The 15,659-nt window shown below is 46.5% G+C and carries 17 protein-coding genes and 1 other annotated feature; of the genes, 1 reads left to right on the top strand and 16 read right to left on the bottom strand.

Features of this window, described 5'->3' with window-relative positions; all coding sequences use genetic code 11:
* Nucleotides 1–32 precede the first annotated feature (32 nt).
* The 4 genes from NSS66_RS15855 to lspA form a co-directional block, all read right to left on the bottom strand.
* Nucleotides 33–947: an aspartate carbamoyltransferase catalytic subunit gene (locus tag NSS66_RS15855; protein WP_023989427.1), complete on the bottom strand. Its 915-nt coding sequence runs from the start codon at nt 945–947 to the stop codon at nt 33–35.
* Complete coding sequence (gene pyrR, locus NSS66_RS15850; RefSeq protein WP_023989428.1) at nt 944–1,510, bottom strand: bifunctional pyr operon transcriptional regulator/uracil phosphoribosyltransferase PyrR; 567 nt, start codon at nt 1,508–1,510, stop codon at nt 944–946. Before pyrR ends, NSS66_RS15855 begins: the two co-directional genes overlap by 4 nt.
* A 504-nt stretch (nt 1,511–2,014) precedes the next feature.
* The gene (locus NSS66_RS15845) at nt 2,015–2,986 is read right to left on the bottom strand and encodes an RluA family pseudouridine synthase (RefSeq protein ID WP_023989429.1); all 972 of its coding nucleotides are present in this window, start codon (nt 2,984–2,986) and stop codon (nt 2,015–2,017) included.
* A 1-nt stretch (nt 2,987) separates the two neighbouring features.
* Complete coding sequence (gene lspA / locus NSS66_RS15840) at nt 2,988–3,479, bottom strand: signal peptidase II (protein WP_075154449.1); 492 nt, start codon at nt 3,477–3,479, stop codon at nt 2,988–2,990.
* A 236-nt stretch (nt 3,480–3,715) separates the two neighbouring features.
* On the opposite strand from lspA, the gene NSS66_RS15835 reads away from it, so the two are divergent.
* Nucleotides 3,716–4,450 carry a TraR/DksA C4-type zinc finger protein gene (locus NSS66_RS15835; protein ID WP_023989431.1) on the top strand — a complete coding sequence of 245 codons (735 nt, stop codon included), beginning with the start codon at nt 3,716–3,718 and terminating at the stop codon, nt 4,448–4,450.
* Between the two features lie 22 nt (nt 4,451–4,472).
* Here NSS66_RS15835 and NSS66_RS15830 read toward each other — a convergent pair whose 3' ends face one another.
* The 12 genes from NSS66_RS15830 to spoIIGA all read right to left on the bottom strand — a co-directional run bounded on the left by NSS66_RS15830 (nt 4,473) and on the right by spoIIGA (nt 15,652).
* Nucleotides 4,473–4,865 (bottom strand): DUF5665 domain-containing protein, encoded by a 393-nt coding sequence (locus tag NSS66_RS15830; RefSeq protein WP_226887732.1) that lies wholly within the window; start codon nt 4,863–4,865, stop codon nt 4,473–4,475.
* Nucleotides 4,866–5,005: 140 nt separating this feature from the next.
* Nucleotides 5,006–8,095, bottom strand: coding sequence for an isoleucine--tRNA ligase (ileS, locus tag NSS66_RS15825; RefSeq protein WP_340959330.1), 3,090 nt, complete (start codon nt 8,093–8,095; stop codon nt 5,006–5,008).
* 79 nt (nt 8,096–8,174) lie between these two features.
* Nucleotides 8,175–8,458, bottom strand: a binding site (T-box leader).
* Nucleotides 8,459–8,626: 168 nt separating this feature from the next.
* On the bottom strand, nt 8,627–9,136 hold the full coding sequence (locus tag NSS66_RS15820; protein ID WP_023989434.1) for a DivIVA domain-containing protein: 510 nt from the start codon (nt 9,134–9,136) through the stop codon (nt 8,627–8,629).
* Between the two features lie 172 nt (nt 9,137–9,308).
* Nucleotides 9,309–10,091 carry a YlmH family RNA-binding protein gene (locus NSS66_RS15815; protein WP_340959328.1) on the bottom strand — a complete coding sequence of 261 codons (783 nt, stop codon included), beginning with the start codon at nt 10,089–10,091 and terminating at the stop codon, nt 9,309–9,311.
* 8 nt (nt 10,092–10,099) lie between these two features.
* Complete coding sequence (locus tag NSS66_RS15810) at nt 10,100–10,357, bottom strand: YggT family protein (RefSeq protein ID WP_023989436.1); 258 nt, start codon at nt 10,355–10,357, stop codon at nt 10,100–10,102.
* 7 nt (nt 10,358–10,364) lie between these two features.
* Nucleotides 10,365–10,817, bottom strand: coding sequence for a cell division protein SepF (locus NSS66_RS15805; protein WP_023989437.1), 453 nt, complete (start codon nt 10,815–10,817; stop codon nt 10,365–10,367).
* Nucleotides 10,808–11,509 (bottom strand): YggS family pyridoxal phosphate-dependent enzyme, encoded by a 702-nt coding sequence (locus NSS66_RS15800; protein ID WP_025718637.1) that lies wholly within the window; start codon nt 11,507–11,509, stop codon nt 10,808–10,810. The genes NSS66_RS15805 and NSS66_RS15800 overlap by 10 nt, the downstream gene beginning before the upstream one ends.
* A gap of 8 nt (nt 11,510–11,517) precedes the next feature.
* Nucleotides 11,518–12,402, bottom strand: coding sequence for a peptidoglycan editing factor PgeF (gene pgeF / locus NSS66_RS15795; RefSeq protein ID WP_340959327.1), 885 nt, complete (start codon nt 12,400–12,402; stop codon nt 11,518–11,520).
* A gap of 82 nt (nt 12,403–12,484) precedes the next feature.
* Entirely contained in the window at nt 12,485–12,829 is a 345-nt protein-coding gene (locus tag NSS66_RS15790; RefSeq protein WP_023989440.1) for a YlmC/YmxH family sporulation protein, read from the bottom strand.
* A gap of 111 nt (nt 12,830–12,940) precedes the next feature.
* Nucleotides 12,941–13,723, bottom strand: a complete 783-nt coding sequence (sigG, locus tag NSS66_RS15785; RefSeq protein ID WP_007431182.1) for an RNA polymerase sporulation sigma factor SigG — start codon at nt 13,721–13,723, stop codon at nt 12,941–12,943.
* 96 nt (nt 13,724–13,819) lie between these two features.
* Nucleotides 13,820–14,560, bottom strand: a complete 741-nt coding sequence (sigE, locus tag NSS66_RS15780) for an RNA polymerase sporulation sigma factor SigE (protein ID WP_175405300.1) — start codon at nt 14,558–14,560, stop codon at nt 13,820–13,822.
* Between the two features lie 105 nt (nt 14,561–14,665).
* Nucleotides 14,666–15,652 (bottom strand): sigma-E processing peptidase SpoIIGA, encoded by a 987-nt coding sequence (spoIIGA, locus tag NSS66_RS15775; RefSeq protein WP_340959325.1) that lies wholly within the window; start codon nt 15,650–15,652, stop codon nt 14,666–14,668.
* Nucleotides 15,653–15,659 lie beyond the last annotated feature (7 nt).

Raw genomic sequence — 15,659 nt, 5'->3', positions numbered from 1 at the left:
GCAACTTTTTCCTACGATCCAATTGACAGCTTCTACAGCTTCATTGCCCGTTCCATAACCGCCATGCGGATCGGAACTCCGTTTGCCATTTGCGGAAAAATTCGCGATTGTTCGCTTTCCACAACTGCACTATCAATTTCCACATTCCGATTCACTGGAGCTGGATGCATGATAATCGTTCCGGGCTTCAGGTTCGCTGCTCTTTTTTCTGTCAAACCGTACTGCTCTCGATACTCATCCGCTGAGCGCAACATCCCTTCAGCATGCCGTTCCAGCTGTACCCGAAGCATCATGACCACGTCCGCCTGTAGTGCCTCTTGCATCGGAACATAAGGCGCGTACGCCGCAAGATCAGGTGCTTGCATATTATCAGGAGCGCAGAAGCTAACCTTGGCTCCGAATTTTTGCAAGGCCCACAGATTCGAGCGAGCGACACGGCTGTGCAGAATGTCTCCTATGATGGATACTCTCAAGCCTTTAAGCTCACCGAAAGTTTTGCGCATGGTGTACAGGTCCAGCAGAGCCTGCGTTGGATGCTCATTGTTGCCGTCCCCCGCATTAACCAGTGGGACACTGACCTTTTCAGCGAGCTCTTGCAGCACCCCGGCTGGCTTTAACCGGATGACTCCTGCGTCAATGCCCATGGATTCGAGCGTACGTACTGTATCGTAAATGGACTCCCCTTTTTCCACACTGGAAGCCGCAGCGGAAAAGTTCAAAACCTGAGCGCCCAGCCGCTTCTCTGCCATTTCAAAAGAAAAGCGGGTGCGAGTGCTGTTTTCAAAAAACATGTTGGCCGCAAAGCGTGATTGCAGTACTGGAACCAGTTTTTCTGGTTGAGACTCCCAATAATGAGCGCGATCCAGAATTGACTCGATTTCATTTCGGCTAAGTTCCTTTAACCCGAGCAGGCTACGTTCTTTAAGTTGACTGGCTGTTGTGATCATAGCTGTTCCCCCCGGTTCTGAATGATTGTCACTTCGTCCTTACCGTCCGTCTCTTGAAGGGCTACTACGATTTCCTCAGATTTGGAGGTCGGGATGTTCTTGCCGATGTAATCCGGACGAATCGGAAGCTCACGGTGTCCGCGATCCGCTAGCACTGCCAGCTGAATCATTTGCGGTCGTCCGCAGTGCATCAATGCATCCATCGCCGCGCGGATGGTGCGGCCTGTATACAGCACATCGTCAAAGAGAATGACTTTCTTATCATGAACCGATACGTCAGCAGGATTCATCAAAAGCTCTTTTCCATTTCCTTTAGCTTCGGCTACGCTGCTCCGGTCATCCCGGTAAGCTGTGACATCCAGCTCTCCCCATGGAATTGGTGCGCCTTCAATTTCAGCAATTTTTTCAGCCAGGCGTTGCGCCAGATGAACTCCGCGTGTTCGAATACCTACTAGCACACAATCGTCAATACCTTTGTTTTTCTCCAAAATTTCATGTGCAATCCGTGTCAATGCCCGACGAATCGCAATTTCATCCATCAGTACATGTGTTTCATGACTCATGCTTCCAGCCTCCTCAGGTGATGTTCCCTTCAGACCTGGTCCCGTGTTCGGATACAAAAAAGACTCCTTGCCCAAGTTTGGCAAGGAGTCTCGTGTGAACAGTCTTCTACTGTTCTCCGATCTCTCGGACACACTGAAGACATACCGCCGCAGCGGATGCACTGATCAGTGATCCATTCACGTTACCTTGCCAGCCTCACGGGACTGATTTAAAGGTGCTATTCAGGATTTCCTTTGTCCTGCTTCTCATAGTGTGAGATGGTTAGCCATCTCTTGGACAAAGTTCATCGCAACTACAAGAAGTATGACAGATTGAAAATCGTGTGTCAACACCCGTTCAACCGGAACCACCGGAAGCACTCTAATAATTATACAACTTAATTGTATAATTATCCATAGTTGTTTTTACCCATACCTTATCCCACAATAAAAAAACCGCCATTTAGGCGGTTTAACTTAATAATTTATTCAGGTTTGTGAATAGGAATGCAAATTGTCATTGTTTTAGCGACTACGCAAGGATGCTAACACATCCTCCATATCAGGAGGGATCGGTCTGTTGAATTCCATGTACTCTCCAGTGGATGGATGCTTAAAACCCAGTACCGCCGCATGCAGCGCCTGACCATCCATACGAACCCCTTTACTACGTCCATACATAGGGTCGCCAACCAATGGGTGTCCAATAAATTTCATGTGAACACGAATTTGGTGTGTGCGTCCTGTTTCCAATTGAAGTTCAAGCAGGGTATAATCCCCCAAACGTTCAATGACGAGAAAATGGGTGACTGCATGCTTGCTGTTACGTTCCGTCACTGTGAACAATTTGCGATCACCCGAATCGCGGCCAATCGGAGCATCTACCGTTCCCTGATCGTGGCTCAAATGACCGTGAACTAAGGCTATATATTTTCGAGTCACACTATGATCCTTAAGCTGTGCTGCAAGTGATGCGTGAGCCTGATCATTTTTAGCCGCCATTAGCAGTCCTGATGTATCCTTATCAATACGGTGAACAATACCAGGACGTAATTCCCCGTTGATGCCGGAAAGATCGTGGCAGTGGTACATCAGTGCGTTAACCAATGTTCCCGAAGAGTGTCCCGGTGCAGGATGCACGACCAGACCACGTTGCTTGTTAATAACAATAACGTCCGAATCCTCGTAAACGACATCCAACGGAATATTTTCCGGTACAATATCTACACTTTCTGGCTCCGGTACCGATAATACAATACGATCTCCTTCAGCCAGCTTGTAGTTCGCCTTGATCGCCGTACCGTTCACCAACACCCGACCATTTCCGATCCACAGCTGTATCTGAGAACGAGACACTTCCTTCATTTCTTCGGCGATATATTTGTCTATACGTGTTTTGGCATCCACGGAATCCGCTGTCCATTCCAGAGATTCACTCTCCAGTTCGTCTTCATAAGACAGACCTGCGGCTTCGCCGTTTTCATTCACTTCGCTCATGCTATGACTTCCCTTCAATGCTATCATTGCCATTTTCTTTTTCCCGACGCGATTCCAGCAATGTATCCAAAATAATCAGTGCTACACCGATGACAATCGCCGAATCTGCCACATTAAAAATCGGGAACGTATAGCTTCCAAAATTGAATTGCGCAAAATCAACCACTTCACCTGAAATAGCCCGATCCAAAAAGTTACCGACTGCTCCCCCCAGCACCAAACTTAGCGCAACAGGAAGTAGCTTTTGTCCAGCCTTGACTGTTTTTCGCAGGTACCAGACGATACCGATCACCACTACAATTGTAATCACGATAAAAAGCCAACGTTGACCTTCCAAAATCCCAAAAGCGGCTCCACGATTACGATGGGAGGTGATTAAAAAGAAATTGCCGATGACTGGTATTTGCTCGTACAATTCCATCCGCGTAGCCACCAAATATTTGACTCCCTGATCAATCAAAAAAATAATTAGCGCAATACCAAAATAAATCACAGTCCTTCGTCACTCCGATCCGCTTATATCCGTTGTTGAACCCATTTATTGTAGCATAAGCGTTCTCAGATCGTCCACGAAACCCGCAAGCTATCAAGTACAGATCATCTATAAAATGAACTCCACTGCATTTGATTAGAATTTCCTATGTAAAAGAGGCCTTCCCGGTGCAAACTACAAGGAGCATACTCGACACAACGCATGCGCATGTAAACCTAGAACAAGGAGAGGATTCCATGTCCCCATTGACGGAGCAACAATTGCAGGGCTTGCGTAACGAACTGCTGGAACGCAAAAAAGAAATTGAGCATCGTTTGCAGGACAACGGCCATTACGGACTCGGCGATTCCCAACGCGATCAAACCGGCGAGCTTTCTCCTATTGATAACCACCCAGGAGATCTGGCTACCGAAACCTACGAGCGAGCCAAGGATATTTCCTTACTGGAGCACGACGAATTCCAATTAGAACGCATCGAATCAGCTCTGATGGCCATGGAAAAGGGGACGTATGGCATTTGTGCCGCCAGCGGTAAACCCATTCCCTATGAGCGCCTACTGGCTGTTCCCTATACCATTTACTGTAAAGAGTACAGTCCCGAAACAGAAGTGTCTAACCGCCGCCCAGTGGAGGAAGAATTTCTCGCTCCCTCGTTCGGCAGAACAAGTCTGGATGAGCGTGATGATCAAAACGGCTTCGACGGTGAAGATGCATGGCAGATCGTCGAAAATTGGGGTACCTCTAACACACCAGCCATGGCCGAAAGTAGAGAAATCCACAGTTATGATGATATGGAAATTGAAGCAGGCGACGATAATATGGGCTTCGTAGAACCATACGAAAGCTTTGTTGCTACTGACATTTATGGACAAAATGTTTCCGTTATTCGTAGTTCCATTTATCAGCGTTATATCGAAGATGGCGAGGGCGAAGGTCTACTGGAGCCGGATACGCACGAAGACGAATCGTGAACTTCAAAGTGGAGATCGCTGCCTAATAGGTAGTAAGCTCCAATTGTCGTTGTACAATTCGTACAATATCAGCGATATAATCACCGATAATCGGCAAATTCAACGCTCCGAGCACTTGCAGCACATAAATAATGGTAGCGGCAAAAAAAGTAAAACCTAGCGCGATGCCGATTCCCCTGGAAACGCCTGATATTAGATTTAGCCAAAGTAATCGCCAAGGCTTGTTCAGCAGCAAAGCATAATCTGCAATACGTGTCCGTTCCATCTGCTCTGACACAGCACGTATCAGCTTTTCAACACGACTTAATTGCTCTGCCTGATTACCTGTTTTGCTTTTATCTGCGGCTACGGCTGCTCCTTCTCCGTTCATCTCTCGGAGACTTCTCCCCTGTCTACGCCTTGATCGTGCCGTCATATGCACAATCCCCCTTTTCCCATGGCTGCCCTGAACGCAGCAAACGAGCCGAAGCACGTAACGGAGAAAAACCGTTTCCGATGCTTAGGCTCGTTTTTATATGCTGCCTGTTATTGTATTATGGGACAGGGGGCTTGTAATTATTCTCCAATATGAACGCCGATGGTTTTACCGTTCACTTCCACATGTTCTGCCGGTTCGGCTTGACCAAATGTCACAGTAGTAACCAATACGTTCTCACGCAACACAGAATCGAAGCTTTCGATGGCCAGACGCAGCTCATTATCTACATCCAACGTCAACGCCACATACTTTTCAATCGGCAGATCCAGTTTTTTACGATAATCCTGTACCGCACGAACCACTTCACGTACCCAACCCTCTTGCTCCAGCTCTGGCGTAATGTCTGTGTTCAACGCTACCGTTAAGCCATAACCGGAAGCAGAAGCGAAGCCTTCTTTCGCTTTTTTCTCCACCAGCAGTTCTTCGGCCGTAACTTGCAGCTCTTCACCTTCTGGAGAAGCGACGTTTAACACTCCTTTTTCTACAACAGAACGGGTATCCTCAGCAGACATTCCTTTGAAAAAGTTTTGTAGGAAACCGACATTTTTGCCGTATTTCTTGCCTGCTACTTTCAAATTCAGTTTCAGTGTAAAATCTACAAAGCCGCTATCGTCCGTCTCAACATGAATATGCTTCACGTTAATCTCATCTTTGATGATTTCCTCATAGCCACTCAGTTCAAAGTCCTGATCCATGGACAGAATCAACTCGGACAACGGTTGACGCGTTTTCAAACCCGTTTCGTTGCGGACGTTACGCGCCAATTCAACGACACGGCGTGCCGTTTCCATATCTCGTTCCAGTTCCAAATCGATCAAGGACTCATTGGCAGTCGGATAATCATCCAGATGAACACTTTCCCCGTTGCTTAGGTTGAGGTAAATATCCTCTGCAAGCAGTGGTGTAAACGGCGCAAGCAGTTTGGCAGTCGTTAACAGCACCTCAGTCAGTGTACGGTATGCATCCAGCTTATCTTCTGTAAGACCATTGCCCCAGAATCGGTCGCGTGAACGACGGATATACCAGTTGCTCAGCTCATCAACAAACGATTCAATTGCTTTAGATGAGTTCAGGAAGTCATTTACAGCCAGCGCTTTGTCCACTACCAAAATGAGGCTGTTCAGACGGGACAAAATCCAACGATCCAACTTATGAGCCGATGGTTTGAACGGATGCTGTGCCGGATCAAATCCGTCGATATCCGCATACAAAGTCAGAAAAGCGTGTGTATTTACAAGCGTATCCACCAGCTTCGATTTAGCCTCACCTACAATGCCTTTGGAAAAACGTTTGCTATTCCATGGTGCACTATCAGACAGCAATGCCCAGCGGAAAGCATCTGTACCGTACTCGTCAATCACTTCCCACGGATCAATAACATTACCCTTGGATTTAGACATTTTCTGCCCCTGCTCATCCAGTACATGGCCTGTCGCCATGACAGCTTTATAAGGAGCTTTGCCAGTCAGCATAGTCGAAACCGCAAGCAAGCTATAGAACCAGCCACGAGTCTGGTCAATCCCTTCGCAGATCATATCTGCAGGAAATTGCTGCTCGAACGTTTCATTATTTTCAAAAGGATAATGATGCTGTGCAAACGGCATAGAGCCACTATCGAACCATACGTCGATGACTTCCGGTGTACGAGTCATCTCGTATTTACCGCATTGGCTACGAACCTTAATATCATCTACATATGGTTTGTGCAGCTCGATGTCCGCTGGTACAACGCCAATCGCACGTTCCCTCAATTCAGCAATACTATGTGGAGCGAACTGTTCTCCAGTTTCTTCACAAACCCAGATGTTTAGCGGTGTACCCCAATAGCGATCGCGACTGATGTTCCAATCCACCAGTTCCTCCAAAAACTTGCCAAAACGTCCTTCACGTATATGCCCCGGGTACCATTCGACTTCGCTGTTATTGGCAATCAGTTGATCCTTGATCGCAGTTGTTTTGATAAACCAGCTGTCCATAGCATAGTACAATAATGGAGTATCGCATCGCCAGCAGAACGGATAGCTATGCTCGTATTTTTCCTTGCTGTACAGCAAACCTTTTTCGGACAGCATTTTAACAATATCTACATCACAGTCTTTCACAAAACGACCTGCAAAATCAGTGATTTCCTCTACATAGTTACCTTGGAGATCCACCACGTTGATGAATTCAACACCATTTTCACGACATACCCGGTAATCATCCTCACCATGCGCCGGAGCCATATGAACGATACCTGTACCGCTGGAGTCTGTTACGAACTTCGCACCCAGAATCTGATTACCCTTCTCAACCTGAAAATACGTAAATGGCGGGGTATACGTTTGGCCAACCAGTTCTGAACCGGATAGTGTGCCAATCACTTCATGATCGCCTTTAATTACGTCCTCAACCAGATTTTTAGCAACGATGTATACACCGTCTTCCTGCTTCACACGTGCATATTCCAGTTCAGGGTTGACGGCGAGCGCCACGTGACTCGGCAAGGTCCAAGGTGTTGTGGTCCAAGCCAGTACATATTCACCACTGCTATGCAACTTGAATTTGGCCGTGGCACTCAGATCCTTCACATCTTTGTAGCCCTGCGCTACTTCATGAGAACTTAGCGTCGTCTGACAATCCGGGCAATACGGACTCACACGATGACCACGATACAGCAGATCTTTTTCATGAATTGTCGCCAAAATGTTCCATACGCTCTCGATATAGTTATTATCCAATGTAATGTACGGGTTATCGAGGTCAGTCCAGTATCCGATCGCTTCGGTTAGATCACGCCATTGTTGCTCGTACTCAAACACGCTTGCCTTACATTTTTTAATAAACTTTTCAACGCCATATTCTTCAATTTCAGGTTTGTGGGAGATTCCCAGTTGCTTTTGTACACCCAATTCTACCGGCAAGCCATGCGTGTCCCAGCCTGCCTTACGTACGACGCGGTATCCCTTCATTGTCTGATAGCGGCCTACAAAATCCTTAATTACACGGCCCAGCACGTGACCGATATGCGGTTTACCGTTAGCTGTTGGCGGGCCCTCATAAAACACAAAATTGGGCTTTCCTTCACGATTTGTGATGGATTTACGGAATGTGTCCTCTTGTTTCCATTTGCTCAGGATGCGCAGGTCACGGGACCGTGCTTTTTCTTTAACATCCACTCTGTTCATACTGTCATACTCCCTCTCTGCTCATCATTGATTTCCCTAGCATTTCCTAAAAAAAGCAACAAAAAAAGCCCCATCCCTGTAAAGGGACGAGACTGTGCTCGCGTTACCACCCTGATTCCGTAAAAACAGACCATTCTAAAATACAGTCTCATCACGGCTCTCTGAGCCCCACTCAACTACAGCAGGGCGCCATTATAACGCATGGCAAACGGTGATTGCTTACACACGCCATAAAAAATCTTAAGCGCTTCAGCTCACTTCTCCGGGAGGATCTTCGGTCATGTTCTGAACGTTGGCTTGCACCGGAAGGCCAACTCTCTGAGGGACAAATCATGACGTACTCGTTCCCATCAACGAATTAAACATGTTAAATTCATCGAATATTAAATCAGCAACATCGTTGCCTTGAATAACAACCATCAGCCGACGGACGGATAATCATTGAATTCAGTATAGTATTTACAGTTATAGCCTGTTTAAAGATAAAAGTCAACCCTAACAAAGCCTAATAAAAGCTTGTCAGAAATGAAATTAGTAAATTTCTTTCATCTCACGCTCGCGCTCCAGTACTTCGCGTTCCCGGTTTTCAAGGGCTTCCCAGCCGTCTTGGCTTAACAAGTCAAGCTGTGCTTCCACCAGTGTACGAAACCGTGCTCGGTAAATCGATGCCTGCTTCTTCAGTTCTTCAACCTCCAACGCGATCTTGCGGGATTTAGACAATGCTTCGTTCACAATACGGTCCGCATTTTTTTCCGCTTCCTTCACGATCAGTTGGGATTCTTTCTTGGCGTTGTTACGAACTTCATCAGCCGCTTCCTGCGCCACGATAATCGTCTTACTCAGCGTATCCTCAATCGTCGCGAAATGATCGAGCTTCTCCTGTACGTTCAACAACTCGGTGCTCAGTTCTTTATTTTCACGAATAACGCCCTCGTAATCTTTGATCACCTGATCCAAAAATTCATTAACCTGATCCTCATCATAACCGCGAAGCCGGCGGGCAAATTCCTTGTTATGTATATCCAATGGCGTTAATGGCATGCCGTCCACCTCCTATAAGATTGACAAAAAATACATTTTCCGCGTCACGACGCTCACTATCATCTATCGGTCATCATACCCCGTTTTGTGAATACTGTACAGAGCAAAATCGTTCCAGTTCTTCGCTATAGCTTAATTCTTTCGACAGAAAGCTCGTGATTCCTGCCTACAGCTATACAAACTTACCAATTTTGACACGGAATCTTCCCTTTTTTGTCATCCCGTCTGTTTCAAGCACTTTGAAACGCCCAAAACCCTGCATGGAAATAACGTCCCCAGCTTTAAGTGGAGTGGATGGATTCTCCTCCACCTTCCAATTTACCCGGCACCGTCCCGCCCGAATCGGTGTTAATATTTTACTGCGGCTTAGCTTGTATACATCGCTGGCAATACCGTCCAGTCGTAAAGAAGCGACATTCAGATCTAGCGCCTCTAATGCAACTTCCTTCGTTCGCAGACTCGCTACAGGCAACAGTTCTGTCCATACATGGACACGATGTACCTGCTGCAAATGCATCGTCATAAAATCGACAATCTCTGAAGCTACCAATACATGGCACCCATCATCAAGTACATGAATGTCCCCGATTTTCCCACGTTTGATTCCAAGTCCCAGTAGGGCACCTAGATAATCACCGTGTTCAAGAGTACCTACTTTATGATCGTCAGATGTGATGGAAAGGACCTGAATCCCCATCTCCTCACCGTCCAAATACGAATAATCGGGCGCAATAAGCGCCCGCTTTCGTTCTGAAGCCATATATCCGCCATCTACCCTAATCGTGACCTTGTCTTCCTTCGAAGCAAGTGTCTCCAATATGTACTGTTGGCGCGGGTCCAAAAAATCAGTCAGCTTCTGCTCATGATAAGCTCCCGCATGACTGATCCATTCGGAAGCGCGATCCACATAATCCCGTTCATCCGGGTGAAAATGCTCATAAATCTCAGTTCGCATAACTCCTCCTAGACGAAATTACCAATTAAAGAAATCAAACCGTATGACGCAAAACGCAGAGCAATCAGCGCAACGATGGGTGAAATATCAATCATCCCGAAGATTGGCGGTATAAACCTGCGAAAAGGAGACAAATACGGCTCCACAAACTTGGCAAGTAAATCGCCAATTACACTCTCTCTGGCATTAGGAAGCCATGACAGCAGAACATATGCAATGATCATGTACGAATAAATCTGAAATAGCCAGTAAATTACCTCGATCAAGAAAAGTTCACCTCATTCTGTTAAGTTCTTGTTCAGTGTCAGCCAGTATTTCCGTAATAGAGCCTTGAATCTCAACCGTGTCTGGTGTACACAGAAAAATATTGTTCCCGACCTTGGAAATACCACCACCCAGTGCATACACAGTACCACTCAAAAAATCAATAATGCGCAGCGCCTGATCCTTGCGAATTCGTTGCAAATTAACTACGACGGTACGATGGGAACGGATATGGTCGGCAATTTCCTGTGCTTCATCATAAGAACGCGGCTCATACAGGACAACTTTCACATTTTTCTGTGAATGGATGCTGACAACATTAGTGCTCTTCTGGTTCTTACGTTTATCAAAGCTTGGGGTTTCAATTTCTTGATCTTCCGGCGTATTCATAACCTCTCGCTCTATAACTTCCTCTTCTTCCTGAAGCCCCAGAAAGTTCATGAACTTATTCATTACGCCCAATGGAAATCCTCCTCTCGTCCGACCAGTACGGAACCAAGCCGCAGCCAGGTCGCTCCCTCTTCAACCGCCACTTCAAAATCATTGGACATCCCCATAGACAAGTGAACGATGGGTTCTCTGGTCAAGGCTTGTCCATTTAACCTATCCCGTAATTCACGTAATCCCCGAAACACAGGCCGAGTTTTTTCCGGGTCTTCCTCATGAGGAGCCATCGTCATCAAGCCAATTACGTCCACATGCTCCAACTCGCGAATTTGTTCCAAAAAGGGGACAACCGCCTCAGAGGACAAGCCATATTTGGATATTTCCCCAGAAATATTGACTTGCACAAAAGCTTTAACTCGCAGTCCCAGAGCGGCTGCCTTCTTGTCCAATTCCTGAGCGAGCGATAAGCGGTCAAGCGAATGTATAAATTTAAATTTTCCAATCACATCTTTAACCTTATTCGTTTGGAGATGACCAATAAAATGCCACGTTCCCCGGTCACCCAACTTGCTCCATTTATCCGCAGCATCCTGCCAGCGATTTTCGCCCACATGCTCTAAGTCGCTATCCAGTACCGATGTCATTGTCGCCGCCGAAACATATTTGGTGACAGCGATCACATTAACTTCATCACGCGAACGTCCGCTTCGGGCACATGCCGCTTCTACACGGGCATTCACTTCTTTAATTCGTTCCTCCAAAGACACGGGAGGACTCACCTCTCTTCCAGACCAATCCAACTCGCCATTCTTCCTGTGACGCCGCCTTCTTTGCGATATGAAAAAAACAAATCGCTACGGCTACTCGTGCATAAGGTAGTACATTCGATATGGCTCGGCAATATTCCTGCTTTCATCATAATGTGTCGATTGCATTGTTTCAAGTCAAGTAGTGTTTTTCCGGTGGTTAAGGGAAAGTAAACAGAACCTTCCCATTTATCATTACCCGGGCAATCATACTCCAAAACCCGAATTTGGCTCATCACGTGCTCATCCACCTCATAGGATTCAGAACCAATGGAAGGACCAATAGCTGCTAGTATATCAGACGGCTGAGATCCATATTCGCTTTGCATGGTCTGTACCATTTTCAATGCGATTTCCGCAACGGTTCCCTTCCAGCCTGCATGCGCCAACCCAATCACACGGCGGACTGGATCACAAAAATATAATGGTACACAGTCTGCATAAAAGGACGTCAGCAAAATGCCAGGTACATTCGTCAAAAGTCCATCTGTGTCCTGAAAAGCGGATGCACGATCCATAAAGCCCCGCCCGCGATCAGCAGCCTTGACCACGGCAACATGATGACCATGAACCTGTTCACCGCACGTCCACGCTTCAGCAGCAAAGCCAAGCTGCTCAGCAATGAGCCGACGGTTACGAATAACTTGCTCGGGGTCATCCCCCACATGGAACGCACAGTTCAGACTAGCGTAGGGCACCTCACTGACACCGCCATGACGACCTGTAAAACCCGCTGTTAATCCCTGAACCTGCCGCTCCCAAGATTGAATATATAACAACTCCGGTACGGGACGTCCGCCATCTTTCATAAGCGCAGCCCCCGTAGCCTCGGTGTTCACTACAAATGGTTCCATTCATTCTCACCTCTACTGCCCAGTGTACCAAAAAGCCGCCGCCGTGTCTTCACAACACACTAAAATACGTAGATCTGCAAGTTCAGAAGCCCCGTCGGTCACTCCGCTCTTGACGTTCGATATACAACTTTTCCTCCCCTTCACCCGGCGGCTCATGCAATCCTTCCAGTCGTACAAGCACAACATCCGAACCAATTTTCACAATGTTGCGCCACGGAATGACCAACTCGCTTCCGCCTCCAAACCAGCCCATAAAACGACTGCTGCCTGGAACCACAATGGCTTCAATTTTCCCCTGCCGCACGTCAATCTCCAAATCACTGATTTGTCCCAGACGTCTTCCATCTACAATGTTAATGACATCCTTGGTTTGAAACTCGGAAATTTTCATTGCTCTTACTGACGTTTCCGGTGCACTCACACGCATCACATCCTTTATTTCACTATATGAGCGGAAGAGCCCAAAAAATGTCCTGTAAACGCAAAAACGATCCGGTAGGATCGTTTTTATCGCTGAATCATTCAAGCATTCATTTCATTAGGACTTTACATGTTTTTGCATTTGCTGTATAGCCGACTTCTCTAATCTTGAAACCTGGGCTTGAGAGATACCGATTTCGTCGGCAACCTCCATTTGCGTCTTTCCTTCATAAAAACGCATAGACAATATCATCTTTTCACGCTGGCCCAGGCGATGCATCGCTTCCCGCAGAGCGATTTCCTCAATCCATGAGACGTCTTTATTTCTGTCATCACTGATCTGATCCATCACATAGATTGGGTCGCCCCCGTCGTGATATATCGGCTCGAACAGCGAAACCGGATCCTGAATCGCATCCAACGCGAACACAACGTCTTCTTTGGGCACATTCAGTGCCTCTGAAATTTCAAAAATCGTTGGTTCTCGCGAGTTCAGATTCGTCAGACTGTCCCGCACCTGAAGCGCCTTATATGCAATATCCCGTAACGAACGAGATACACGGATCGGATTGTTATCCCGCAAATAACGGCGGATCTCTCCGATAATCATCGGCACCGCATAAGTGGAGAACTTTACGTTTTGCGAAAGGTCAAAATTATCAATCGCCTTCATTAGGCCGATACATCCTACCTGGAACAAATCGTCCACAAACTCTCCCCGATTGTTAAATCGTTGAATCACACTCAGGACGAGTCGGAGATTGCCGTTGACCAATTTTTCTCTGGCTGATCGTTCATTATTTTGCTGAAGTGATGTGAACAACTCGCGCATTTCTGCATTGGTTAATACCGGCAGTTTGGCGGTATCCACACCGCAAATTTCCACTTTATTTCGGGTCATCGTGTCTTACCTCCCAAGGAGCAACATTAATGTACATTATCTCCTGAGGGCATTTTTTTATTCGCCGTTTCCATCGCTTCCGGATATACCCATGCATTATACCATTTTATTGAATTCTTTTCGTAAGCGCTTTATAATTCGCTTTTCCAGACGCGAAATATACGATTGCGAGATACCCAACAGGTCAGCAACATCCTTCTGTGTCTTCTCTTCTCCGTCTTGTAAGCCGAAGCGCAGCTCCATAATCAAACGCTCTCGATCCGTCAACTTATCCAGTGCCTTATGCAATAATTTACGGTCCACCTGCTCCTCAATATTACGGTAAATGGTATCATTTTCCGTCCCCATCACATCGGAAAGCAATAATTCATTACCGTCCCAATCAATATTCAGAGGCTCATCAAAAGAAACTTCCGTTCTCGTTTTACTATTGCGACGCAAATACATCAAAATCTCATTCTCAATGCATCGAGACGCATATGTCGCAAGTTTGATTTTCTTCTCTGGATCAAAAGTGTTAACCGCTTTGATTAGTCCAATAGCACCAATGGATACGAGATCCTCAATGTTGATTCCCGTATTCTCAAATTTACGGGCAATATATACGACTAACCGCAAATTTCTTTCGATTAGCATCGACCGTACTGCTGCATCTCCAGAAGAAAGTTTCCCCAGCAAATATTCTTCTTCGTCTCTCGTCAGCGGTGGGGGGAGCGCCTCGCTGCCGCCAATATAATAAATTTCTTCACTTTTCAGCCCAAATAAAAATAAAATACGATAATATTGCAATTGCAACGCTAGCCTAATTTTCATCTTCAATTTCATCTGTTCCCACATATCATTCTCCCCCTTTTGAAAATAGTGCAATTCCAGCTGTGTTCCGCCCATTTCACCATTGGATATTTCTCGTCGCCTTCAAACATCATTTTGTGTTTATGCTCGTCATCCTGATTCCGTAAAATGCTCACTAAAATGTGCATCTCGTTTCTGGTTGGTATCAGCACTGCCCTCTTCTTGTGCCGTCACATCCGGGTGGATGATGGCACGATACTTACCCTCTGCTGACAATGTTCCCCCATCCAAGCCAATCAACACTCGATGATGTACAAAATGAGCCCCATTCATCACCACCTCTACTCGGTCTGGTTTGAGGGCGAGCATAAAGGAATGACTGCGGTTAATTCCACGATAGGGGACGAGACGAACACGATCCTGCCAGCTAAACGATTCGTCCCCCAGTTCCATCACCAGTTGGTCAGCATTACCCTCAGAACATTTTCGAAGCCAGGAGGCGGGCAAATACGATTCCCACAAGGCCGCCTCCATGACCATCACCGGGGTTCGGGTCAAAGGATCATAGAGCTGGTTACCTGTATCCAACAAGCCTGTACACTCAATATGATCTTGCCCAATCCACACCTGCACTTGTCCCAGAAACCCACTCATCCTTTCTGTGCGCTGCTTTGAGGACTGCACAATACGAAAGAAAAGCATCACTCCGCCAAATGCGCATAAAATAAACCAGAATGCGATTTTCAGTTCAAAAGACATTCCTCCCGAAGCGGTGTACCAGATACCATTAAACAATTCCCCCGTATTTTGGAGAAAATAATGCATCCCCAAAATACCACCTGCAGCTACAAAATTGATCATGTAAAAAGCACCCATTGTACGAAGATACTTTTGCATGCTGCCAAATCCAAAAGCCACCAGCAGCATTATGACCGATAATGCCAGTTTGATCAGGAACGTAAATAAAAAGGACAGTTCCGGCACAAACATCATGACCACGTACATTGCGCCGATTCCAGCTGAAGCCATCAACCTCCACCACACTGAACGGATTTTTCTCATCCAGGCGGTGACCATCAGCAGCACAGCATCAATGAACAAATTGGCCAAAAAAATCAAGTCTATATAAACAACCAAGGCTTCA

Source organism: Paenibacillus sp. FSL R10-2748, assembly GCF_038005565.1.
GTDB classification, from domain to species: Bacteria; Bacillota; Bacilli; order Paenibacillales; family Paenibacillaceae; genus Paenibacillus; species Paenibacillus polymyxa_B.
This window is presented reverse-complemented; position numbering and strand designations above follow the sequence as displayed.